Source organism: Vibrio paucivorans, assembly GCF_054053395.1.
On sequence record NZ_CM133230.1, the window covers coordinates 2,292,921 to 2,314,383 of the forward strand.

Sequence of the window (21,463 nt, forward strand, 5' to 3'; positions counted from 1 at the left end):
AAACAAAAAAGGCTTGATGGTGACATCAAGCCTTTTTTCATTGCACTGTCCCGTCCTAAATAAGGTTGACACTTTCCAAACTAAAATTCTTCGTCTAGGTAGTCATCTAAGAAGTCTTCTTCATCTTCATCATAATCATCCGTCACAATTTCTGCTTTGAAGTCTTGGTGCTGAAGATACACTTCTCTCGTTAACGCATATGGATCAGGTGAGTTCTCTAGTTGGCTTTCTTGTGCGACTAAAGAAGCACGAGTTTCCATGCCTTCCAAAGCCCACTTGCCAAGCCCTGCCCAGAAGTTTAAATAAGACAATGGCGCATAGAGCCCGTCGACCACATCCGTGGCTTCTCTGACCGTCCAGGGGCCATATGCAGGTACCATCACGTAAGGACCGTTACCAACTCCATAATGACCAACCGCGTCACTGAACGCTTTCTCGTTATGATCTGTGATCCCAGCCTCGGAAGCGATATCGATAAAACCCAGTAAGCCTAGCGTACTGTTGAGCCAAAAGCGGTTGAAGTGATCGAGCGCCTTATCTCCGTTTCCCATAACAAGGTTATTCACCATGCTGGAAGGTTCATCTAAGTTACCAAGAAAGTTGGCGATACCGCTACGAACCGGAGATGGAACGTAGTTGACATACGCAAGAGAGACTGGGCGCACTAGGTACGGATCAAGATAGTCGTAGTTAACCGTCCACATTGCGCGGTTAAACCCTTCCAGTGGGTCATTTATATTTGACTGCGGTTCTTCTTCAGGCGCACTAGCACACCCGAGTAGGGAAATAACAAATAAGCCTAAGATCCATGGCCGAAGCGGTCGAAGCTGCATAGACACAATATCCATATAAAACAAAGGCCAGTGAATACACTGGCCTAATCGTTACAACAAGTATATACAGATTGTATTAATACTGCTTATTAATCATAACTTCAACTGCTTCACCCAGTTTAATAACATCGCTGTCACCATACCAGTCACCATCTTTGGTCGCTACGTTGCCGTCAGTATCAATACGAACTCGGACAATTAGTTCTTCCAAGTCAGACAGTTTACGCCCTTGCACCATACTGTTTCCATCATCCAACACTACCGTTCTCGGTAGTGTTCCAAGTGGGTAGCGTGCTGCCGCTACTGGCATTGGCGCACCATCAGCGCTATGAATAGAAACAATCAGTGCAGAATTAGGATCCGCTTGAACGTCATCTGAAAGAGAGATAGTTACCGATACCGATTTGCCTGGTTCAATCGCTTTACCCATCTTCTTTTGAGCACTTTCAATACTGCGAGAAAGCATCTCATAACGGCTGTCTTCTGGACCAATCATTTGTTGCATAATGCTCCAGTACTTCACCGCTGCTGGGTAATCCTGACGCTCAAATGCATCAAATGCGAGTAGAGAGAAAACACGCAGATCAACGTAGTCTTTTTGTACTAGCTTACCGAGTAAGGTACGAGCACGGTTTTGATCAACTTCATCCTGAGACAACATCAGTGCTTGTGCGTAGCCAAGCTGTACATCGTCATTTTCCGGCTCAAGACGATATGCTTTTTTCATAGCCCCAATAGACGTATCGACATCGCGATTTGCCAGCGCGATTCGGCCTAGTAGTAACCAGCCTGTAGAGTCTTCAGGTTGATAATGTAAGCGCGTGCGCAAAGCTAAAGTTAAGTCATCCACCTCGTCTTGAGTTAATGCCTCGCCCTGTGGCGACATTAACTTTTTAGACAAAGCAGGTAAGTTATTGCTCACTTCTTGCCAGCTTTTTACTTGATCTGCTGCACCAAACTTAGCGTACATACCGTAAGAAAGGCCAACCACAAGAAGCACAGAAGGGATTAATACCATAGCCGGAGAAATGTGTGACTTCTCAGTTTTTGTATCATCGGCAGGAATGTCATCCAATAGAGACTGTTTCAAATCTGAAATCAGCTCTTGCTGGTTATCGACTAGACCTTCGTCAGTTTCTTCTTCCAATTCTGATAAGCGATCTTTGTAAAACGCTTTGTTGAGTTCATCACGCAACATTTCATCATTGTTGGCTTTCTTCTTGATCACTGGTAGCGCGATAAGAACACATGCAAATGCGACAAGCGCAATTGAAGCTATCCAGAATAATCCCATTACTGCTTGTCTCCGTTATTCTTCTCGTCAAGTAACGCTTTGAGTCTTGCTTCTTTATCTTTGTCCCAATCATCTCCGCTTGCGGTTTTTTTCTTAGTCGTTCGAGTACGAAGTACGATCAAACCGAAGCCTAAAACAAGCACTGCAATTGGACCAGCCCATAGAACGGCTGTACCAAGAGTCAGTGGCGGATTGTAAGTCACAAAGTTGCCGTAACGAGCAATCATGTAATCGACGATTTCTTTCTCAGATTTACCTTCTTTTGTCATCTCATAGACTTTTTGACGCAAGTCCTGAGCGAGCTCGGCGTTTGAATCGCCAATGGTATTGTTCTGACATTTAGGGCATCGCAACGTATGGCTTAGATCCTTGAATTGAAGCTCTTGCTCCAAGGTATCAAATTCATACACATCGATCGCTGCACTCGCAGCCATAGAAAGTGAGAAAGCTGCCACTATAGCGAGGAGGAATTTTTTCATTGCTTCGCCTCCGCCAACATTTCGTCATACATTGGTTTTAGCTTCTCATTCCAGTTGCGGGTATTGACGTCGCCAACATGACGGTATCGGATGATACCGTTTGCATCGATTAGGAACGTTTCAGGTGCACCGTATACACCTAAGTCTAGTCCCAGCATGCCGTCACCATCGAATAAGCTAATCAGGTAAGGGTTGCCTAACTCATTTAACCAACGTACCGCTTTATTACGCTCATCTTTGTAGTTCAAACCAATGATTTTAACGCCTTGGCTTGCAAGCTCATTAAGGTAAGTGTGCTCTGCGTAACACGTTGGACACCATGTCGCCCAAACGTTTAGTAGCAGAGGCTCACCTTTGAAAATAGCTTGGTCGTAAATTTTGCCAGGTTCTGCTAAATCTTCTAGATGGAACTCTGGAACGTCTTTACCAACCAGAACGGATTCCAGTTTGGTTGGATCATCACCCTCAGAATTACGTACCAACTGAGTAGCAAACACGGCTGCCAAGGCCATGAACGCGACTAGTGGGATAAAGAGTATCTTCTTATTCATTTACGCCTCCTTGGCCTTCGGCTGCTTACGGAAGCGGTATCGCTTATCGCTAATTGCAATCGCGCCACCTAGAGCCATCAGTAATGAACCGGCCCAAATCCAACGGACAAACGGTTTATGATAGATACGAACTGCCCACGACTCACCATCATCAAGACGTTCACCCATCGCAATGTAAAGGTCGCGAGTAATACCTCTGTCGATCGCAGCTTCTGTCATCATTGAGCGGGCTGTACGGTAGAAACGTTTCTCTGCGTGCAGTGTATTTACGTATTTACCATCTAGGGTGATTTCAAAGTCCGCAATGTAACCATCGTAGTTAGGTCCATCTTTGTCACGTAGACCTTGGAAGTAGAAATCGTAGCCTTGGATCTGGTAATGCTCACCAGGAGCTAAACGTACATCACGCTCGATACTGTAGTTTTGCACCATCGCAATACCAATAACGGTAACAGCCATACCAACGTGAGCACACATCATTGCCCAGTGGCTACGTTGCAGTTTACGTACACCCTCGGAGAATTTATGACGGTGCGTAGCACGCTCATAAAGTTCAAATGCATGCAACAAAATGATCCAGAACGCCATCACCCAGCCCATAAATGCCATGCCAGTGTAATGCTCGGCAAGGGAGAACACGGCCAAAGCAGCTAAGCCAAGTGAAAGGACACCGGAGATAACCATAGGCTTAATAAGCTTAGATAGGTTATCGCGTTTCCAGCGGATCAGTGGACCAATACCTAACAGAAACGAGAAAGGAATCATCAGCCAAGCAAACAGCATATCGAAGAATGGTGCACCGATAGATACCGAGCCCAAGCCAATTTGCTTATGAACTAGAGGTAACAGCGTACCCACTAAGACAACAGCCAGTGCTGCCATCAGTAATACGTTGTTTGCTAATAGTGCATTTTCACGAGATACCAGATCGAAGTTACCGCGAACTCGCACTGCAGCACCTTTCAGTGCGAACAATAATAGCGAACCACCAATAACAAAGACCAAGAAGCCCAGAATGAACATACCGCGCGACGGGTCAGATGCAAATGCGTGCACTGATACCAAAATACCCGAACGGACTAGGAATGTACCTAATAAGCTTAGTGAGAAAGCAGAGATCGCTAACAATACTGTCCATGCTTTAAATGTGCCGCGTTTTTCGGTCACCGCTAACGAGTGCATTAAGGCGGTACCCGCCAGCCAAGGCATGAATGATGCGTTTTCTACTGGATCCCAGAACCACCAGCCACCCCAACCAAGTTCGTAATACGCCCACCAAGAACCTAGTGCGATACCTAGTGTTAGGAATAGCCATGCGGCAGTTGTCCAAGGACGAGACCAACGAGCCCAAGCAGTATCCAGTCGACCAGACATGAGAGAGGCAATTGCAAACGAGAACGCTACAGAGAAACCTACATACCCCATGTACAGCATTGGCGGGTGAATGATCAAACCCGGGTCTTGCAGCAGTGGGTTTAGATCGCGACCATCAACTGGGAAGAATGGCAATGTACGCAAGAACGGGTTTGAGGTAATGATGATGAACAACAAGAAGCCGACAGTAATCATACCCATAACGGCCAGCACTCTTGCTACCGATTCCTGAGGCATCCCTCGGCTAAACATAGCAACGGCTACAGTCCAAGCTGCTTGGATTAATACCCAAAGAAGTAGCGAGCCTTCATGAGCCCCCCAGACTGCAGTTAGCCTGTAGTACCAAGGCAACTGAGTATTTGAGTTTGTGGCTACGTAGTTTAATGTGAAATCATTGGTATAAAACGCCCATAGCAAGGCGATAAAAGACACCAACAGTAATAAGAACATCCCCCAAGACAACGGCCTTGCTGTGTTCATTAACATTGTATTATTTCGAGACGCACCGACCAATGGCAGTATGCTTAATAGCACCGCCATACCGAGAGAGACGATCAGTGCAAAGTGACCTATTTCAGCAATCATTGACCGCTTCCTTGTTTTTGCTCTTGTGTGTATTGAAGAGGTTCGTGAGTTTTCTTCATTGCTTCAGCAACTTCTGCTGGCATGTACTCTTCATCGTGTTTTGCCAACACTTCAAATGCTTCGATGGTAGTTGCATCCGTTAAAACGCCTTGTGCAACAATCCCCTGACCTTCGCGGAACAAGTCAGGAAGAATACCGTCGTATACGACAGTGACTTTTGGACCAACGTCGTGTAACTCAAAGCTTACGCGTAGTGACTCAGGATCGCGTTTGACAGACCCAACCACAACCATGCCACCAATACGTAAACGTTGACCTACTTCTGGTTTAGTGCCGTCAGGCTTGCCGTTAACTAGCTCAGTAGGCGTGTAAAATAAATCCATATTCTGGTTAAGCGCGTAGAGCATTAAACCAACAGTTGCACCGATGCCCACTAGGATTGCGAGAACAATACCGAGCCTCTTTTTACGTCTTGGGTTCATAATGTATTCTCCATATTCTTAGCTGCATCGATACGCGCCTGACGGTCGACCTTAGCTTGAACTTCGCTTAGAAGTTTCTTGCCACGACGGATGCTAGTAACCAGTAAAATCAACATAGATAAAAAGGTGATGCCAAAAGCACTCCACACATACGCGGCATAACCGCCCATGAAGAAGAAATCACTCATCGATTCAAAATACATGCTATTTGGCTCCCTGAGATTGGTTTGTCGCAAGTTTAATCACCCAAGGGCGATGGCTCTCTTTACTGATGATTTCATTGCGAAGACGGATCATTGTGACCGCCCCGAAGAAGAACGCGAAGCCGAAGATACTCAGAAGAAGTGGCCATAGCATGTCGTTAGAAATCGACGGTTTGGCAAACTTGGTGATCGTTGCGCCTTGGTGAAGCGTGTTCCACCACTCTACTGAGAAGTGAATAATTGGTAGGTTTACGACGCCAACAATAGCCAAAATTCCGGCCGCTTTTGAAGCCGTTTTTTGATCGTCAAATGCGTGGTAAAGAGCAATAACGCCCAAATATAGAAACAGTAGAATCAGTTCAGATGTTAAGCGAGCATCCCAAACCCACCATGCGCCCCACATAGGTTTTCCCCAAACCGCACCAGTAAGCAGAGCGATAAAAGTAAACACAGCTCCGATTGGCGCCATAGCGGAAGCGGCCATATCGGATAGCTTAACTTGCCACACTAAGCCGATAAATGCGGCAATCGCCATCGACATGTAAACACCCATTGACCAAATAGCAGATGGTACGTGAATGTATATAATTCTAAAGCTATCGCCTTGCTGATAGTCCGATGGTGCAAATGCTAGGCCCCAGACTGTACCGACAGACAGACAAAGGAGGGCTAATACTGAAAACCAGGGAAGTAACTTACCGCATAGGTGGTAAGCGGATTCAGGCTTTGCATAGGGATGGAGCCATTTCCACATGTTTGTTCTCGCTCTTACTTCTGTTTAGACGAACTTAATGTTCGTTCTGTAATTTATATAAAGGGAAAATTTCGTGCTTGATCAAAAACAATTAATGCACACTTACTCGTAATGCGGCGCTAATTGCAAACGGTGTTAACGTCATAGCCCCCATAAACATGGCTCCAAGTATGGCTAACTGACCATTGTAAGGCATACCGAGAGACGCAGCATCGATTGCTGATGTAGCAAAAATAAGTATTGGAATATACAAAGGCAGTACAAGAAGACTTAATAGTACCCCTCCCTTTTGCAATCCAACGGTAAGCGCTACACCAATAGCACCTATAAAGCTCAAAGTGGGCGTCCCTATCAGTAAGGTCAACACAACTGCGAGCCAAGTGTTGAAGTCCAAAGACAACAAAATTGATAATAATGGGCTGATCATAATCAGTGGCAGCCCAGTCAAAATCCAATGCGATATGACTTTTGATATCACAACTAATGGCAATGGTACGGGCATCAGCATCATTTGCTCTAACGCACCGTCTTGGAAGTCATCACGAAACAGCCGTTCAAGTGACAATAACGCTGACAAAAGTGCTGCAACCCATACGATTCCGGCGGCAATGCGGGCTAACAGGTTTGGCTCAGGACCAATACTCAATGGGAACAAAGTAATAACGATAATGAAGAACCAAAGAGGATTAAAAATATCGGCCTGTCTACGATATGCAATCAGTAGTTCTCGGTGAACAATTGTGGACATTGTAGAAATCATTGCTTATTCACCTAATTTGATCTTTCTTAGCTTAGGGTTATCTGCAAACATGTCTTGGTGAGTTGTCAGCATAACAATCCCACCTTCTTCAGCGTGTTTGAGGAACAATGCCTCTAGTACTTTCACGCCTTGCTTGTCGATGGCGGTAAGAGGTTCATCTAAAATCCACAACTTTTGTTCACTTAGCCAAAGCCTCGCTAACGCCACACGACGTTGTTGACCTGCAGACAACTGCGCAACGGGCACATCCTCTCGGCCAGCTAGCCCTACCGTAGTAAGCGCTTGATATAGTGTCTCTTTCGTAACGTTATTTTTTGAGTGAATTGTTTGATAAAAGTTCAAGTTCTCATAGGCTGTAAGCTCTCGCTTTACACCAGTTTGGTGCCCTAAAAACAGTAAATCTTGATGGAAAGCGTCTCGATTAGATTCGATGTCTTCGCCATTCCAATAGATTGTACCCTCGTCACGATCACCTAAACCGGTAATGATACGGAGCAATGTCGTTTTTCCCGTACCATTACGACCTTCAATCTGAACAAGTTCGCCGGATTCTATCGTAAAAGAGAGTGATTCGAACAAGATTCGTTCATCACGAATGGCGGTAAGCTGTTTTACTTCTAGCATGGGCATTCATCGAGCTAATTCAAGACGGTTATATTACCACAGCCGGATTTAGACAAAACAGATTAACCCGCTTTTGAATCACGAAACTACGTAAGAAACTGTTAATTTTTAATCACTTTTTGTCGCAATTAATACTTTAGAGTTATATCAGTAAATATTAGATACAAAAAAGAGAGCTACAGCTCTCCTTTATCAACCAGCATACGCTAACTTCTTTTCCGCACCGGTTTAGATGCCTTATCTGGATTTGTTTCCAACGGCGGAATTTTCTCTTGCCCTGCTAACTTTTTCTGGAGTGACATCATCAGTTCAGCTTCGGCTTTAGGTAGCTCACACTCTTCAATAAGTTCATGAAGCCCAGCCCCAAGCTGAACCATTTTGCTCGCTCGTGTATATAAGCGACCATCGTTGTCAGCATGTTCTAATTCGGCAATTCTTTCATTCAGGTGTTGAATAATGTCTTTCTGCTCGCCAACTTGTTGACCTAGACCGACAACAACTGACCTTACTTCCAGCAATTGCTTGTTAGCTTTTTGTAACTCTTTTTCCAGTGCGCGGTACTGCTGGCGTTGGTGTGCACTTTGCTTCGAAAACTGACCTTTAAGGCGTATTAACCCAATAATCAGCACTAATACAACAAAAGTACTAACGCCAACGATGACTGGTGTACTAAGCAAAGATTCCATCGCCATTATAGGTGAGCCATTTCATCCCATTCTTCTTCAGAAAGAAGCTTATTCAGTTCAACCAAGATGAGTAACTTACCGTCACGGTTACTTACACCTTGGATAAACTTAGCACTTTCATCTGTACCAACACTTGGAGTGGTGTCGATCTCTGAAGAGCGCAGATAAACAACTTCAGCTACACTGTCGACCAAGATACCAATAACTTGGCGTTCAGATTCAATCACAATGATACGCGTGTTATCAGTGATTTCACCTTCCATTAACCCAAAGCGAGAGCGAGTGTCGATTACCGTTACAACATTACCACGCAGGTTGATGATACCCAATACGTAATCAGGCGCACCAGGAACTGGGGCAATTTCAGTATAGCGAAGTACTTCACGTACCTGCATTACGTTAATGCCGTACGTTTCTTCTTCAAGTTGGAACGTCACCCACTGAAGCACTTCGTCATTAGTTTGTTCTTTTCTTACTTCGACTTCATTAGATTGAGACATACCTTTTCCTCTCTAAGTCGTTTCCGACTAAATCTGTTTGTTATCTATCTAGTGCTTTGACATCAAGCCCTGCATTAAGCATAGCTATCAATGCCTCAACGTGAATCAAAGCACACATTTTTTCTTTAACCATACCCGCTAGCCAAGGCCTCTTTCCTGCCTTTTCACGCCAGCGAACTTTTTCTGTATTAAGCGATTCGGTGCCTTTAAGTTCAGAACTTGCAAGCCCCCACATGCTCTCACCAAGCATTACGATGTATTCATAGTTTTCTTTGTAAGTATCGTCTGCCAATTTATCCGGCATCACCCACAAAGCAGTATCAACAACATCAAGTTGGTTATCTTTGTTGGTCTGTAACCCTAAGTACCAACTAGGTCGCCCAATGAGATGGCTTAATTCGCCAATTCTGTGAATACCACCTAGTTCATCAAGCGGCACCGCAAACGTGACACCGTTAACATCAAAATACAGTACCTGGAAGTCTTCCGTTCTCTGGGTACTTTGCCAGTCTGACAAGTTGTTTCCACCAGACTGCGTTTCCAGTGCTTCTTGCTCAACGCTGGAGTCAGTTATATCGGAATCTTCAACTACTTCAGTGTCTACGACAACAGCGACATCTGCTATTGGCTCTTCAATAACCTCAGTATCAGACACAACAGTGTCAGCCGAAGCTTCAGGTAACTCTTCAATCACCCAATCTTGAACTTCCTCAACAACTTCAACTGTTTCAGGTGCTGATGCAATATCGATAGTGTTTTGCTCTATGAGTTCTTCCAACTCCAACTCTTGAACTGGGTTACTGTCTTCGAGTTGCTTCAACAAGCGTTCAACATCATCAAGATTAGGTAGCTCAATCTCATCACCATGAAGCTGATAGTAACTGCGCTCAGGTGAAGCTTGACGCTCTGGCTCTGGCTCTGGCTCTGGCTCTGGCTCTGGCTCTGGCTCTGGCTCTGCAGAGACTACCGACTCTTCAACAATGTCAACAAACGCTGTTTCCGCTTCTTCATCCAGTAGCGCAGTGAAGTAGTCATCTAACGCTTGTTCTCCTGACAACAATGAATCGCTACTCATCGATACTCAACCTCTCCAAGAAGAGTAACAACTGTTTGTATGCAAAGACCCCCCGACTCCCCGCAGCAAAGTGTGACACTGGAAGATGCTTTAAACTTGCGTCTCTAAATTTGGTGTCAATTGGTACAGCCGAACTCCAAACTTGGTTTGGATAATCTTTTTTAAGCTGATTCAAGGTTTGCAAGGAAGCATTGGTTCGCTTGTCGTACATTGTTGGAACGATCGTGACTTTAAACGCACGGTTGCGAGACTTCTGCATAATAGCCAAAGTCCGAACCATTCGCTCCAAGCCTTTCATCGCCAAGAACTCAGTTTGTACTGGGATCAATATGCGGTCGCTTGCCGCTAGTGCGTTTACCATCATCACACCAAGTATTGGAGGACAATCAATCAACACATAATCATAGCGTTCTTTTAGTGCGGACAACGCACGCTTTAGAATCAGCCCCATCCCACTGCGATTGCCCATGACTCTGTCTAATGTCGCAAGAGACATGTGCGCCGGAACTATATCTATGCCTTCAATTTCTGTTTTCAAGATGAGAGGCGACACAGTTTGCGGGGTGTATTCTTTTAGCTGGAACAGGTCGAACAAACTCGCTGGTACATTATCAGAATCGTAGCCGAGGTAAGTGGTCAAGGAAGCATGCGGGTCAGTATCCACTAACAACACCCGTTTCCCCTGCTTGCTAAGCAAACCCGCTAAGGTAACAGTCGTAGTCGTCTTGCCGACTCCTCCTTTCTGGTTTGCTACACTCCAAACAATCATGCCCTTACCTCTATGCCATTCCGACTTCAACTAGCATACGCTCAGCAATTCGGTCGAGTGGCAAGTCTTCTGTGGACAACCCCGCTTTCGCGACTGCTTGTGGCATTCCGTACACAACACAACTGTCTTCATCTTGCGCCCAAATCGTCGCACCTGCAGTTTTCAACATGCGAGCACCTTCACGACCATCTGCCCCCATACCGGTAAGTACCATCGAAAGTACCTTATCGGCATATATTTTTGCAGCAGAACCAAAAGTGACGTCAACACATGGTTTATAGTTCATGCGTTCACCGCCATCAATGACTCGCAGCTTCGCTGATCCAGGACGTCCATCAACCATCATTTGCTTACCACCTGGCGCTAAATAAGCAACACCAGGTTTCAAAATATCACCGTCTTGTGCTTCTTTAACTTGAATCCGACAAAGCGAATTCAAGCGACTCGCAAACGCTGCCGTAAATGTCGCAGGCATGTGCTGAATCAACACAATCGGATGTGGGTAATTCGCAGGAAGCTTAGTTAGAATTTTTTGCAGTGCGACAGGCCCACCAGTAGAAGTGCCTATTGCCGTCAATTGGTATTTTTTACCTGTCGCCTTGAAACGCGTTGCTGCTGGAGCACTTGCCACGGTTTTTGCAGCCGGCTTAGCACCAAGTGGAGCTCGCGTTGAGGTAGCTGGCTTAGCCGCTGGTGTAGGACGTGGTGTAACAGGTCTTCGCATCATCCCGCGACGCGAGGCGATTTGAATCACACGTTGCTGTAAAAGGCTCACTGCTTCATCACGGTTACGCGCGATATCTTCAAACTTTTTCGGTAAGAAATCCAAAGCCCCTGCATCAAGCGCATCTAATGTCGCTTTAGCACCATCGTGTGTCAGGGACGAAAACATCAAAATCGGAGTTGGAGACGCTGCCATTATCTCTCTGACAGCGGTGATTCCATCCATAACTGGCATTTCGATGTCCATCGTAATGACATCGGGTTTCAAGCGCTTCGCTTTTTCAACCGCTTCCTTACCATTTACTGCAACATCAACGACTTCTAAACGCGATTCTGAGTTGATGATCTCACTCACCCGACGACGGAAGAAACTTGAATCATCAACAACTAATACTTTAATCGCCATATATTCCCTTTTTAATAGCGTGTAACGCTTAGATTCGCGATGCCGCAGCGTACTGCTTCAACAAATCTGGTACATCCAAAATCAGCGCGATGTGGCCGTCACTTGTAATTGTCGCACCCGCCATGCCAGGCGTACCTTGTAACAAGTTATCTAATGGTTTGATTACCACCTCTTCTTGGCCGATCAATGTGTCAACGACAAAGCCTACACGTTGACTACCAATTTGAACGATAACGACATGTCCATGCCCTTTACGCAGTTCAACTTGACCGGCTTGCGGGGCGAGCCAGTTTTGCAAGTAGAATAGCGGAATGGACTTCTCGCGAACAATAATAGTCAATTGACCATCAACAACGTTCGTACGACTTAAGTCAAGGTGGAAAATCTCATTCACACTTGCAAGAGGAAGAGCAAATGGGTGGCCTGCAACACCAACCATTAGTGTTGGTAAGATTGCTAAAGTAAGAGGCACTTTGATGGTGATCTTAGTGCCTTTACCCATTTCGGAGTCAATATCAATCGAACCATTTAGTGTATTGATCGCTGTTTTCACAACGTCCATACCTACACCACGGCCCGAAATGTCAGAAATCTGCTCTTTACTTGAGAAACCAGGCATAAAGATCAAATTGAAACATTCTTTATCAGAAAGTCGCGAAGCCGCATCTTCATCCATCACTCCGCGCTTCACCGCGATACCACGCAATTTATCCGGATCCATACCGCCGCCATCATCGACGATAGCCAGTTCGATATGATCACCCTCTTGCGAAGCAGACAGGATTACCTTACCGGTGCGAGCCTTACCAGCTGCAACACGGTCTTCAGGCATCTCAATACCATGGTCAACGGAGTTTCGCACCAAGTGAATCAATGGATCAGCTAGAGCTTCAACTAAGTTTTTATCTAAGTCGGTATCTTCACCACGCATTTCCAGTGAGATATCTTTGTTCAAGCTACGAGCTAGGTCGCGTACAACTCGTGGGAAACGGCCAAATACTTTCTTAATTGGCTGCATTCGGGTTTTCATCACCGCCCCCTGCAGGTCAGCAGTGACAACATCTAGATTCGAAACCGCTTTCGACATTTCTTCGTCGTTGCTGTTTAAACCAAGACTCAATAAACGGTTACGAACCAATACAAGCTCACCGACCATATTCATAATGGTATCAAGTGTTGAAGTATCGACACGGACGGTCGCATCAGCTTGTGGCTTCTTAGTTTGTGTCGCTGGTGTCGCGGCTTCTTTTTTCGCTGGTGGCTTACTCTCTGCTTTAGGTGCTGGTTTCGGAGCCGCAGGCTTAGGAGCAGAAGTAACCGGTGCGGGAGCAGCCACAGGTGGTGGCGCAGCATTAGCCGAAACAGGTTTCGTTGCAGCATCCAGTTCTTCTGGTGAAGGGCCTTTCCCTGAACCGTGGAGTTCATCGAGTAGCTTCTCGAACTCCGCGTCAGTCATAAGATCATCACCACCTGCAGCAGGTGATGCTGCAACAGGAGGAGGTGTTGGTGCTGCTGGAGGTGGCATCGTTGATGTTTCAGCGCCAGGTGCCTTACCTGAGCCATGAAGCTCATCTAACAACTTTTCAAATTCATCGTCGGTGATATCACCATTTACATCCGCTGCAGCTGCAGCAGGCTCTGGAGCTGATGGAGGAGTAGCCGCGGCGCTAGATTGTCCAGGTGCACTGCCCTGTCCATGTAACTCGTCTAGAAGCTTCTCAAATTCATCTTGAGTAATATCATCCACCGACCCTGCATTCACTTGTGGCTCCACGGGTGCTTCTTCAATAACAGGCTCGACTTCGGCGATTGGTTCTGGAGCAGGTTCTTCAGCTACAGGTTCAGGGGCGGCTTCATCTTCTGATTCTGGTTTACACAAACGATGAAGTTCATCAAGTAAGTCTTGATCCGCTGGTGTCATTTCTTCGCGATCTTGTACTGCTTGGAACTGTTCATTGACAGTATCTAAAGCACGTAACATGGTATCCATTAAACCAGCCGTCACAGAACGCTGGCCATTTCTTAAGATATCAAACACATTCTCGGCACCATGACAGGTATCGACAAGTTCTGAAAGTGACAGGAAGCCCGCACCACCTTTAACGGTATGGAAGCCGCGGAAAATGGCGTTGAGAAGGTCTCGGTCTTCTGGGTTGTTTTCAAGTTCAACTAACTGCTCAGAAAGAAGCTCGAGTATTTCACCTGCTTCAACTAAAAAGTCCTGAAGAATTTCTTCGTCTAATTCGTAGCTCATACGTTACCCCTAAAAACCAAGACTCGAGAGTAGATCGTCTACTTCATCTTGAGATGAAACTGCGTCGGTTCGCTCGTGAGGGTTCAAAATTGGACCTTCAGGATCGACTGATGCTTTTTTCTTGTTATCGGATGCTTCTTCGGTTTGGTTAGTACCGAAAACGGTTAGGATTTCAACCAAACGACCTTCGACTTCATTCACTAAGGTGATGACACGGCGAATAATTTGACCCGTTAGGTCTTGGAAGTCTTGCGCCATCAATATCTCAGTAAGTTGTCCGCGCAACTCTGAACTGTCGCCTTCAACTTGTGATAGAAGCTCATCAATGCGATGGCAAAGCGCTTTAAACTCAGCTAATTCAATTCTGCCATGCATCAGTTCATTCCACTGAGGACGAACTTTTAACAACCCTTCATGAAGATCGTCGGCAATCGGCATACAGCGATCCACTGCGTCCATCGTTTTGTTTGCAGCAACTTCTGTTTTTTCGATCACGTATTGAAGTCGATCCCTCGCATCGGGGATTTCGTCTTTTGCAATCTCATTCATACGCTCATCGAGATTAAAATTCTTGAGCGAATCATGTAAGTCGCGGGTAAGAGTACCTATTTCTTGAAGCATGGCGTTCTCACCACCCTCATAGATATTCTTAACTAGCAGGTCGGCTTCTTGCTGCTGCTCTTGTTCGAGCAATTCGACAAGTTGTTTTGCCTGGTCTAATGAAATCATCCTAATATTGGCCTTTTTGCGTTTAACTAAACGCCATAAAAACTGGCTTATAAGCGCTCAAAAATTTTGTCTAGTTTTTCTTTAAGAGTAGCTGCGGTAAACGGTTTAACAATGTAGCCATTTACACCAGCTTGAGCAGCTTCAATGATTTGTTCGCGTTTAGCTTCTGCTGTAATCATCAGTACAGGCAGGTGCTTAAGCTCATCATCAGCACGAATGTTCTTCAGCAAATCGATTCCTTGCATCCCTGGCATGTTCCAGTCAGTCACGACAAAATCGAAATCACCTTTCTTCAACATAGGCAATGCAGTCAGGCCGTCATCCGCTTCTTGGGTATTATTGAAGCCCAAATCGCGAAGTAGATTTTTAACGATACGGCGCATTGTTGAAAAATCGTCAACAATAAGAATTTTCATATTTTTATTCAAAATTGCCTCCACTGAGTTTGATATCAGTGATTGTTATTCATGTTCCGTCCAAGCACTTAATTTGGTACGTAGACGCTGCATTGATTGGCTGAGTATTTGGCTAACGCGAGACTCGCTAACACCAATAACTTCACCAATTTCTTTTAAGTTTAACTCTTCATCATAATAGAGCGAAAGTACTAAGGCTTCACGCTCTGGTAGAGATTTTATTGATTCTATCAATGCTTTGCGGAAAGATTCGTCTGCGACACCCTTAAACGGTGTATTGTCATCATCTTCCGTTGGTGCAATTGCATCATCAGAAACACCTAGATCTTCAATTCCCACTAACCGAGAACAATTAATGTCTGTTAATGCAGTGTGGTACTGATCTATCGACATATCTAGGTATTTCGCTACTTCAGCATCCGTTGGATCGCGATTTAACTCACTTTCCAAGGTCGAAATCGCCTGGCTAATTTCTCGATTATGCTTATGCACGGAGCGGGGAACCCAGTCTCCGCGCCTGATATCATCGAGCATAGCGCCACGAATACGAATGCCAGCATATGTTTCAAAGCTGGCACCTTTGCTTCCGTCGTAATTTTTTTGGGCTTCAAGCAAGCCGATCATGCCGGCTTGGATCAGGTCGTCAACCTGTACACTTGGTGGTAAGCGGCCGAGTAAATGGTGCGCAATACGTTTGACCAATACAGAGTACTTCTCCAAAAAAATCTTTTGGCTATTTTGATTAGCATATTGGTCGTAAGTCAGCGCTTTATTCACTGAATGTTTCCCCTAAAATGTCTGTTCGATTTAATAATCGCTCTACAAAGAATTCTAGATGACCACTCGGAGTTTTGGGAATTGGCCAAGTAAGTGCTTTATTTGCCAACGAGCTAATTGCCAAAGCTGCTGGAGAGCGAGGAAACGCATCCACAACAATTTTTTGTTTTTTAACCGCTTGGCGCACTTTGTCATCTAATGGAATACATGCTACGAGTTCAAGGCTCACATTCAAGAACCTCTCTGTGACCAAAGTCAACTTTGCAAATAATTCTCTACCTTCACGGTAGCTTCTGACCATATTTGCAACAACTTTGAAGCGCTGAACCTGATGTTCTTTGCTCAAAAGTTTGATCAGAGCATATGCATCAGTGATCGACGTTGGCTCATCACATACCACAACAACAACATCCTGAGCGGCACGTGAGAAACTGATAACCATATCAGAAATACCAGCTGCCGTATCAATTAGCAACACATCCATTTCTTCTTCGAGACTACCAAACGCTCGAATCAACCCTACATGCTGTGCATGTGAGAGTTCAGTCATACTTTGCGTGCCTGAGGTCGCTGGAATAATCTTAATTCCATGCGGTCCTTCTACAATGGTATCTTTAAGCTCGCACTCACCGGCTAAAACATGGCCCAAATTAAGTTTTGGGCGAATCCCTAGCATCACATCGATGTTAGCTAAGCCTAGATCTGCATCTAGTACCATGACGTTTTTACCTTGGCGCGCCATACTAATGGCAAGGCCTAAGGTGACATTTGATTTACCTACACCACCCTTACCGCCAGTTACGGTAATAACCTTGGTTAATGATGGTTGCGTTAAGCGGCGTAAGCCACTTGCTTGGTCATGTATCATTTTATTTGTCATAATTTTTCGCCGCCTAGAGCCTCTCGTCTGAGTCACTATTCCAGTAGTGAGGCTCATTATCTGTCGACTTTTCAAGTAATTCGTTCGCTTTGGCTACCATGTATTTTGGCTGTGCTAAGACGATGTCCTCAGGTACACGCTGTCCATTTGCTATGTAAGCGACTGGCAAAGCATTTTGTACAACAACACTCACAAACTCCCCCAAGCTAAGCGATTCATCGAGCTTGGTCACAATACAACCAGAGAGCGGAATACGTCTGAAATGCTCTATGGTTTCTTGTAGCACTTTCCTTTGCGCTGTAGCTGGCAATACAAGATAGCTATGAATCACTTCTCCACTCTCTTGCATTAGCGTATCTAGTTGCTCAGACAAGCGAACATCTCGCTGTCCCATACCTGCTGTATCAACTAAGATCAGGCGGCGATTTCGTAACTGATAAATTACATCGGCTAACTCGTTGGAATCTTTAGCAACTTTTACAGGGCATCCCATAATTCTTCCATAAATGGACAGTTGCTCATGTGCACCAATACGGTAAGTATCCGTTGTTACCAGTGCGACATTGTCTGCACCGTACTCCATCGCAGCTCTCGCGGCCAGTTTAGCAATAGTGGTCGTCTTACCTACACCAGTAGGACCAAGCAAGGCTACAATCCCACCGCGCTTTAAAATATCTTGTTTAGAGACTGGGATTTGGTCGGCAACCAAACCTAGCAACGCCTTCCAAGCTTTCGTCGGTGGCGTATCTTCGGGAATATAACAAGCCAACTGATCTGCAAGCTCAGATGACACTCCCATTCGCTCCAAACGTTTAATAAGCATAGCTCTTAGCGGCTCACGACGTTCGACTTCTTGCCACATTAACCCTGATACTTGGTGCTCTAGAAGGCGACGAATCGAAGTCATCTCTTCTTTCATTCCTTCGAGCTCTTCATTAGGTAACGATTTATCGTTTTGGCGCTGTCTGTCGTACCTCGAAGGATCTAGGCGTGGAGGTGCTTTCTCAACCCTGCGGTCTTCTGCAATCAAGCGCGCTAAAGGAGAATCCGCCTTTGGCATGATGCTGTCGCGATCATTTTGGTCATTCTGACGTTTAAGCAGGGCAGAGAGTGAATCCTCGTTCTCGGATTTACGTACCGGCTCAGGTTCTTGTCCGTTACTGTACTGCTTAAGCATGTTGGCAAACCGTTTAGTCATTGAGTGACCGTTGTCTGCTCCAGCTTTGAGGCTTACTTTATCATCCTCAAGCTGCCGCTGAGCGGGCTTATGAGAAGCCACAGATGATGCCTGAGTGTAGTTATTTCTCGGACGAGAGCTATAGGCATTTGCTGAACGTTCATTGGCTTGCTCACCATCAACTGCGGCAACAATTTCAACGCCACCTGCGACTTTTTTGTTAGACATGATCACGGCATCAGCACCAAGTTCTTCTTTGACTTGGAGCAAAGCGGTACGCATATCTTTGGCAAAAAATCGTTTAATCTTCAAAGTAGATGTCCATTTAAGAATTGGTTAACAATCAATTTCCAACTGCCTGTACAATTCGTATTTGTTTCTCATCTGGAATTTCTTGGTAAGACAGAACCCGAAGCGATGGGATCGTGTTCTTAACAAATTTCGCGAGTGTCGAGCGCAATACCCCAGAAGTAAGGAGTACAGCAGGCTCACCTTTAAGTTCTTGATCTTGAGTTGCTTGACTCAAAGAAGATTGCAGTCTTTCCGCTAAACCAGGTTCAATGCCTGCCGATTCTCCACCGGATGCTTGCATGGTCTGATGCAATATTTGTTCCAGCTCAGGAATCAAGGTAATAACAGGTAATTCTGGCTCTATCCCATTGATTTCCTGAACGATCAGGCGCTTCAAGGAAATGCGGACTGCTGCGGTCAAAATGTCGGGTTCTTGACTCTTCGTTGAGTATTCGGACAAAGTTTGAACAATGGTACGAATGTCACGAATCGGGATCGCTTCGTTAAGCAAGTTCTGCAGTACTTTAACCACCACACCAAGCTGGAGTTGATCAGGTACAAAGTTCTCCACCAACTTCGGTGCGCTGCGCGATAGCATTTCAAGTAGATTTTGAACTTCTTCATGTCCAATAAGCTGAGATGCGTTGTTGGTCAGTAACTGACTCAAGTGTGTAGCGAGTACCGTTGACGAATCAACTACCGTATAGCCCAATGCCTGAGCATGTTCTCGTTGCTCTTCTTTAATCCAAACAGCTTCTAAGCCAAAAGCAGGGTCAATAGTTGGCTCGCCCTCAATCATTCCATACACTTGCCCAGGGTTAATCGCAAGCTCTTGGTCTGGACGAATTTCAGCTTCACCGACCGCTACGCCCATCAAAGTGATTCGATAGCTGTTTGGGGTTAACTCAAGGTTGTCGCGAATATGCACCGCCGGAATGAGAAAGCCGAAATCTTGTGACAGCTTTTTACGAACGCCTTTAACGCGTTCAAGTAGTTCCCCACCTTGGTCACGATCCACTAAAGGAATCAATCGGTACCCCACTTCTAGGCCAATAACATCGACGGGTTGAACATCATCCCAAGACAGTTCTTTTTGAGTAGGTGCTTCGGCTTCTTTTTTAGCTGGAAGTTTGGCTTCTTCTGCTTCTTTCTTCTGTTTACGCGTTATCCAGTACGCCCAACCACCAGCCATCGCAGCCAGCAGCAAGAACGCAAAGTGCGGCATGCCAGGAACAACCCCCATGACACCCAAAATGCCTGCCGTTATCATCAGCGCTTTAGGGTTGTCGAACATCTGGAATACGACCTGTTGCCCCATGTCCTCGTCCGTGTTCTGACGAGTCACCATAATCGCAGCACCAATAGAAAGAAGTAGCGATGGTATTTGCGCCACTAGACCATCACCGATAGTCAATAGCGTGTAGATTTCAATCGCGTCACCGAAACCTAGCCCGTATTGAGCCATACCAATCGATAGACCACCGATGATGTTGATAAATAGGATCAAGATACCGGCTATCGCGTCACCTTTAACAAACTTAGACGCACCGTCCATCGAACCGTAGAAATCCGCTTCTTTTGTCACTTCAAATCGACGTGTTCGCGCCTGCTCTTGATCAATCAACCCCGCGTTTAGGTCGGCATCAATCGCCATTTGTTTACCCGGTAAGGCGTCCAACGTGAATCGCGCGCTTACCTCGGAAATACGCCCTGCACCTTTTGTTACAACCATGAAATTGATGATCATTAAGATAAGGAAGACCACTAGACCAACGGCGTAATTACCACCGATAACAACGTTACCAAATGCCTCGATCACGCTACCCGCAGCCCCTGGGCCCTCGTGGCCATGCAGCAAAACTACACGAGTTGAAGCAACGTTGAGCGCTAGACGCAGCAGAGTCGCAATAAGTAGTACTGTCGGAAATGCAGCAAAATCTAGTGGACGCCTGGTGTACACAGTCACCAATAGCACCACCATCGCTAGTGCAATATTAAAGGTAAAAGACAGATCGAGAACAAATGCAGGTATTGGCAGGACAACCATCGCCAATGTAGCGAGAACCATGACTGGCGCGCCAATGGCCGGCATCGCTCGCTGTGGAATTGAAGGCAGTTTATCCGCAAATGGAAGTGAAAATTTCATAGCTCAGCTGGCGGTCTCGATTGAAAATATTGATTAGTATTGAATTACTTAAATCAGGAATGCAAAAATTAGTCCGCTTTACATCGTCAAAATAATGGCTGGCTAGGTTTTATACCAGAGTAAGATAAATTAGCCGAAACCTAAGCAACGACTAACCAAATCTAAAGCACTGTCAGAGAACAGGCTGTTCTTTAACGCTCTATTAAGGATGGATATGCCAACTTTGTTGACCAGACTGACTTGCCGGTTCGAAGTCAATACACATGAGGCCGGACGTTGGGAACATTGGAGGTACCATGTCAGTCACAAACTCTGCAGAGAGATATCCAACAAGTGGTAGATGGGACACTAGCAGCACCGATTGTAAGTTTTCAACTTCAATCAAAGCGGAAACATAGTCAAACACTTGTTCAGATTGACCATAGGGAGTGATATCTTCACTGGTTTCTACACTTTTTGCTGTAAAGTGTTGCCCAATAGCTTCCCAAGTTTGCTGTGCTCTTAGGTAGGGACTGACAAGTACCTTGTCAAACTCATGAAAACCTTGCTCGCGACAAGCACGGGCTACTGAGATCGATGCATCTCGACCTCGTTCAGTAAGAGGGCGCTCAGCATCAGAGGAAGCAAAATGCTCCGCTTCTCCGTGACGCATAATGAATATTTTCATTCTTGGTTCCTAAACTACTTGTATTTAT

Annotated in this window: 23 protein-coding genes; all 23 read right to left on the reverse strand. The window is 45.5% G+C overall.

What is annotated here, in order from left to right; translation table 11 throughout:
- Window positions 1-80: 80 nt before the first annotated feature.
- Window positions 81-833 (reverse strand): MlaA family lipoprotein, encoded by a 753-nt coding sequence (locus ACXABW_RS10400; RefSeq protein ID WP_457522605.1) that lies wholly within the window; start codon window positions 831-833, stop codon window positions 81-83.
- A gap of 76 nt (window positions 834-909) precedes the next feature.
- Entirely contained in the window at window positions 910-2,127 is a 1,218-nt protein-coding gene (ccmI, locus tag ACXABW_RS10405; RefSeq protein ID WP_457522607.1) for a c-type cytochrome biogenesis protein CcmI, read from the reverse strand.
- Window positions 2,127-2,606 carry a cytochrome c-type biogenesis protein gene (locus ACXABW_RS10410; RefSeq protein ID WP_252027654.1) on the reverse strand — a complete coding sequence of 160 codons (480 nt, stop codon included), beginning with the start codon at window positions 2,604-2,606 and terminating at the stop codon, window positions 2,127-2,129. Before ACXABW_RS10410 ends, ccmI begins: the two co-directional genes overlap by 1 nt.
- A complete protein-coding gene (locus ACXABW_RS10415; RefSeq protein WP_457522609.1) occupies window positions 2,603-3,157 on the reverse strand; it encodes a DsbE family thiol:disulfide interchange protein in 555 nt (184 codons plus the stop codon). The genes ACXABW_RS10410 and ACXABW_RS10415 overlap by 4 nt, the downstream gene beginning before the upstream one ends.
- The gene (locus tag ACXABW_RS10420; RefSeq protein ID WP_252027656.1) at window positions 3,158-5,116 is read right to left on the reverse strand and encodes a heme lyase CcmF/NrfE family subunit; all 1,959 of its coding nucleotides are present in this window, start codon (window positions 5,114-5,116) and stop codon (window positions 3,158-3,160) included.
- A complete protein-coding gene (gene ccmE, locus ACXABW_RS10425; RefSeq protein WP_252027657.1) occupies window positions 5,113-5,598 on the reverse strand; it encodes a cytochrome c maturation protein CcmE in 486 nt (161 codons plus the stop codon). Before ccmE ends, ACXABW_RS10420 begins: the two co-directional genes overlap by 4 nt.
- Entirely contained in the window at window positions 5,595-5,801 is a 207-nt protein-coding gene (ccmD, locus tag ACXABW_RS10430; RefSeq protein ID WP_252027658.1) for a heme exporter protein CcmD, read from the reverse strand. The genes ccmE and ccmD overlap by 4 nt, the downstream gene beginning before the upstream one ends.
- A 1-nt stretch (window position 5,802) precedes the next feature.
- Window positions 5,803-6,555, reverse strand: coding sequence for a heme ABC transporter permease (locus tag ACXABW_RS10435; RefSeq protein WP_457522612.1), 753 nt, complete (start codon window positions 6,553-6,555; stop codon window positions 5,803-5,805).
- 91 nt (window positions 6,556-6,646) lie between these two features.
- Window positions 6,647-7,315, reverse strand: a complete 669-nt coding sequence (gene ccmB, locus ACXABW_RS10440) for a heme exporter protein CcmB (RefSeq protein WP_252027660.1) — start codon at window positions 7,313-7,315, stop codon at window positions 6,647-6,649.
- Window positions 7,316-7,318: 3 nt separating this feature from the next.
- Window positions 7,319-7,939: a cytochrome c biogenesis heme-transporting ATPase CcmA gene (ccmA, locus tag ACXABW_RS10445; RefSeq protein ID WP_265686744.1), complete on the reverse strand. Its 621-nt coding sequence runs from the start codon at window positions 7,937-7,939 to the stop codon at window positions 7,319-7,321.
- Window positions 7,940-8,145: 206 nt separating this feature from the next.
- A complete protein-coding gene (locus ACXABW_RS10450; RefSeq protein ID WP_265686745.1) occupies window positions 8,146-8,631 on the reverse strand; it encodes a DUF2802 domain-containing protein in 486 nt (161 codons plus the stop codon).
- Window positions 8,631-9,125, reverse strand: coding sequence for a chemotaxis protein CheW (locus ACXABW_RS10455; RefSeq protein ID WP_457522614.1), 495 nt, complete (start codon window positions 9,123-9,125; stop codon window positions 8,631-8,633). Before ACXABW_RS10455 ends, ACXABW_RS10450 begins: the two co-directional genes overlap by 1 nt.
- A 40-nt stretch (window positions 9,126-9,165) precedes the next feature.
- Window positions 9,166-10,200, reverse strand: coding sequence for a chemotaxis protein CheW (locus tag ACXABW_RS10460; RefSeq protein ID WP_457522615.1), 1,035 nt, complete (start codon window positions 10,198-10,200; stop codon window positions 9,166-9,168).
- Window positions 10,193-10,969 (reverse strand): ParA family protein, encoded by a 777-nt coding sequence (locus ACXABW_RS10465; protein ID WP_252027665.1) that lies wholly within the window; start codon window positions 10,967-10,969, stop codon window positions 10,193-10,195. The genes ACXABW_RS10460 and ACXABW_RS10465 overlap by 8 nt, the downstream gene beginning before the upstream one ends.
- A gap of 10 nt (window positions 10,970-10,979) precedes the next feature.
- Complete coding sequence (locus ACXABW_RS10470; protein ID WP_457522616.1) at window positions 10,980-12,098, reverse strand: protein-glutamate methylesterase/protein-glutamine glutaminase; 1,119 nt, start codon at window positions 12,096-12,098, stop codon at window positions 10,980-10,982.
- A 28-nt stretch (window positions 12,099-12,126) separates the two neighbouring features.
- Entirely contained in the window at window positions 12,127-14,352 is a 2,226-nt protein-coding gene (locus ACXABW_RS10475) for a chemotaxis protein CheA (RefSeq protein WP_457522618.1), read from the reverse strand.
- 9 nt (window positions 14,353-14,361) lie between these two features.
- On the reverse strand, window positions 14,362-15,081 hold the full coding sequence (locus tag ACXABW_RS10480; protein WP_252027668.1) for a protein phosphatase CheZ: 720 nt from the start codon (window positions 15,079-15,081) through the stop codon (window positions 14,362-14,364).
- Between the two features lie 47 nt (window positions 15,082-15,128).
- Entirely contained in the window at window positions 15,129-15,497 is a 369-nt protein-coding gene (gene cheY, locus ACXABW_RS10485; RefSeq protein ID WP_161153530.1) for a chemotaxis response regulator CheY, read from the reverse strand.
- 45 nt (window positions 15,498-15,542) lie between these two features.
- Entirely contained in the window at window positions 15,543-16,274 is a 732-nt protein-coding gene (locus ACXABW_RS10490) for an RNA polymerase sigma factor FliA (protein WP_252027669.1), read from the reverse strand.
- Window positions 16,267-17,154 carry a MinD/ParA family protein gene (locus ACXABW_RS10495; RefSeq protein WP_252027670.1) on the reverse strand — a complete coding sequence of 296 codons (888 nt, stop codon included), beginning with the start codon at window positions 17,152-17,154 and terminating at the stop codon, window positions 16,267-16,269. The genes ACXABW_RS10490 and ACXABW_RS10495 overlap by 8 nt, the downstream gene beginning before the upstream one ends.
- Window positions 17,155-17,167: 13 nt before the next feature.
- A complete protein-coding gene (flhF, locus tag ACXABW_RS10500; RefSeq protein WP_457522619.1) occupies window positions 17,168-18,643 on the reverse strand; it encodes a flagellar biosynthesis protein FlhF in 1,476 nt (491 codons plus the stop codon).
- Between the two features lie 31 nt (window positions 18,644-18,674).
- Window positions 18,675-20,768, reverse strand: a complete 2,094-nt coding sequence (flhA, locus tag ACXABW_RS10505; protein ID WP_265686756.1) for a flagellar biosynthesis protein FlhA — start codon at window positions 20,766-20,768, stop codon at window positions 18,675-18,677.
- Window positions 20,769-20,970: 202 nt separating this feature from the next.
- A complete protein-coding gene (gene sixA, locus ACXABW_RS10510) occupies window positions 20,971-21,435 on the reverse strand; it encodes a phosphohistidine phosphatase SixA (RefSeq protein WP_252027673.1) in 465 nt (154 codons plus the stop codon).
- Between the last annotated feature and the right edge of the window lie 28 nt (window positions 21,436-21,463).

Bases quoted from the DNA above. Each gene is read 5' to 3' on its own strand.
- ACXABW_RS10450 (WP_265686745.1), bottom strand. From the start codon at position 8,631: ATGGCGATGGAATCTTTGCTTAGTACACCAGTCATCGTTGGCGTTAGT.
- ACXABW_RS10475 (WP_457522618.1), bottom strand. From the start codon at position 14,352: ATGAGCTACGAATTAGACGAAGAAATTCTTCAGGACTTTTTAGTTGAA.
- ACXABW_RS10465 (WP_252027665.1), bottom strand. From the start codon at position 10,969: ATGATTGTTTGGAGTGTAGCAAACCAGAAAGGAGGAGTCGGCAAGACG.
- flhA (WP_265686756.1), bottom strand. From the start codon at position 20,768: ATGAAATTTTCACTTCCATTTGCGGATAAACTGCCTTCAATTCCACAG.
- ACXABW_RS10480 (WP_252027668.1), bottom strand. From the start codon at position 15,081: ATGATTTCATTAGACCAGGCAAAACAACTTGTCGAATTGCTCGAACAA.
- ACXABW_RS10420 (WP_252027656.1), bottom strand. From the start codon at position 5,116: ATGATTGCTGAAATAGGTCACTTTGCACTGATCGTCTCTCTCGGTATG.
- ccmB (WP_252027660.1), bottom strand. From the start codon at position 7,315: ATGATTTCTACAATGTCCACAATTGTTCACCGAGAACTACTGATTGCA.
- ccmI (WP_457522607.1), bottom strand. From the start codon at position 2,127: ATGGGATTATTCTGGATAGCTTCAATTGCGCTTGTCGCATTTGCATGT.
- ACXABW_RS10415 (WP_457522609.1), bottom strand. From the start codon at position 3,157: ATGAATAAGAAGATACTCTTTATCCCACTAGTCGCGTTCATGGCCTTG.
- ccmE (WP_252027657.1), bottom strand. From the start codon at position 5,598: ATGAACCCAAGACGTAAAAAGAGGCTCGGTATTGTTCTCGCAATCCTA.
- sixA (WP_252027673.1), bottom strand. From the start codon at position 21,435: ATGAAAATATTCATTATGCGTCACGGAGAAGCGGAGCATTTTGCTTCC.
- ACXABW_RS10435 (WP_457522612.1), bottom strand. From the start codon at position 6,555: ATGTGGAAATGGCTCCATCCCTATGCAAAGCCTGAATCCGCTTACCAC.
- ACXABW_RS10460 (WP_457522615.1), bottom strand. From the start codon at position 10,200: ATGAGTAGCGATTCATTGTTGTCAGGAGAACAAGCGTTAGATGACTAC.
- ACXABW_RS10400 (WP_457522605.1), bottom strand. From the start codon at position 833: ATGCAGCTTCGACCGCTTCGGCCATGGATCTTAGGCTTATTTGTTATT.
- ACXABW_RS10495 (WP_252027670.1), bottom strand. From the start codon at position 17,154: ATGACAAATAAAATGATACATGACCAAGCAAGTGGCTTACGCCGCTTA.
- ccmA (WP_265686744.1), bottom strand. From the start codon at position 7,939: ATGCTAGAAGTAAAACAGCTTACCGCCATTCGTGATGAACGAATCTTG.
- ACXABW_RS10470 (WP_457522616.1), bottom strand. From the start codon at position 12,098: ATGGCGATTAAAGTATTAGTTGTTGATGATTCAAGTTTCTTCCGTCGT.
- ACXABW_RS10410 (WP_252027654.1), bottom strand. From the start codon at position 2,606: ATGAAAAAATTCCTCCTCGCTATAGTGGCAGCTTTCTCACTTTCTATG.
- ccmD (WP_252027658.1), bottom strand. From the start codon at position 5,801: ATGTATTTTGAATCGATGAGTGATTTCTTCTTCATGGGCGGTTATGCC.
- cheY (WP_161153530.1), bottom strand. From the start codon at position 15,497: ATGAAAATTCTTATTGTTGACGATTTTTCAACAATGCGCCGTATCGTT.
- ACXABW_RS10455 (WP_457522614.1), bottom strand. From the start codon at position 9,125: ATGTCTCAATCTAATGAAGTCGAAGTAAGAAAAGAACAAACTAATGAC.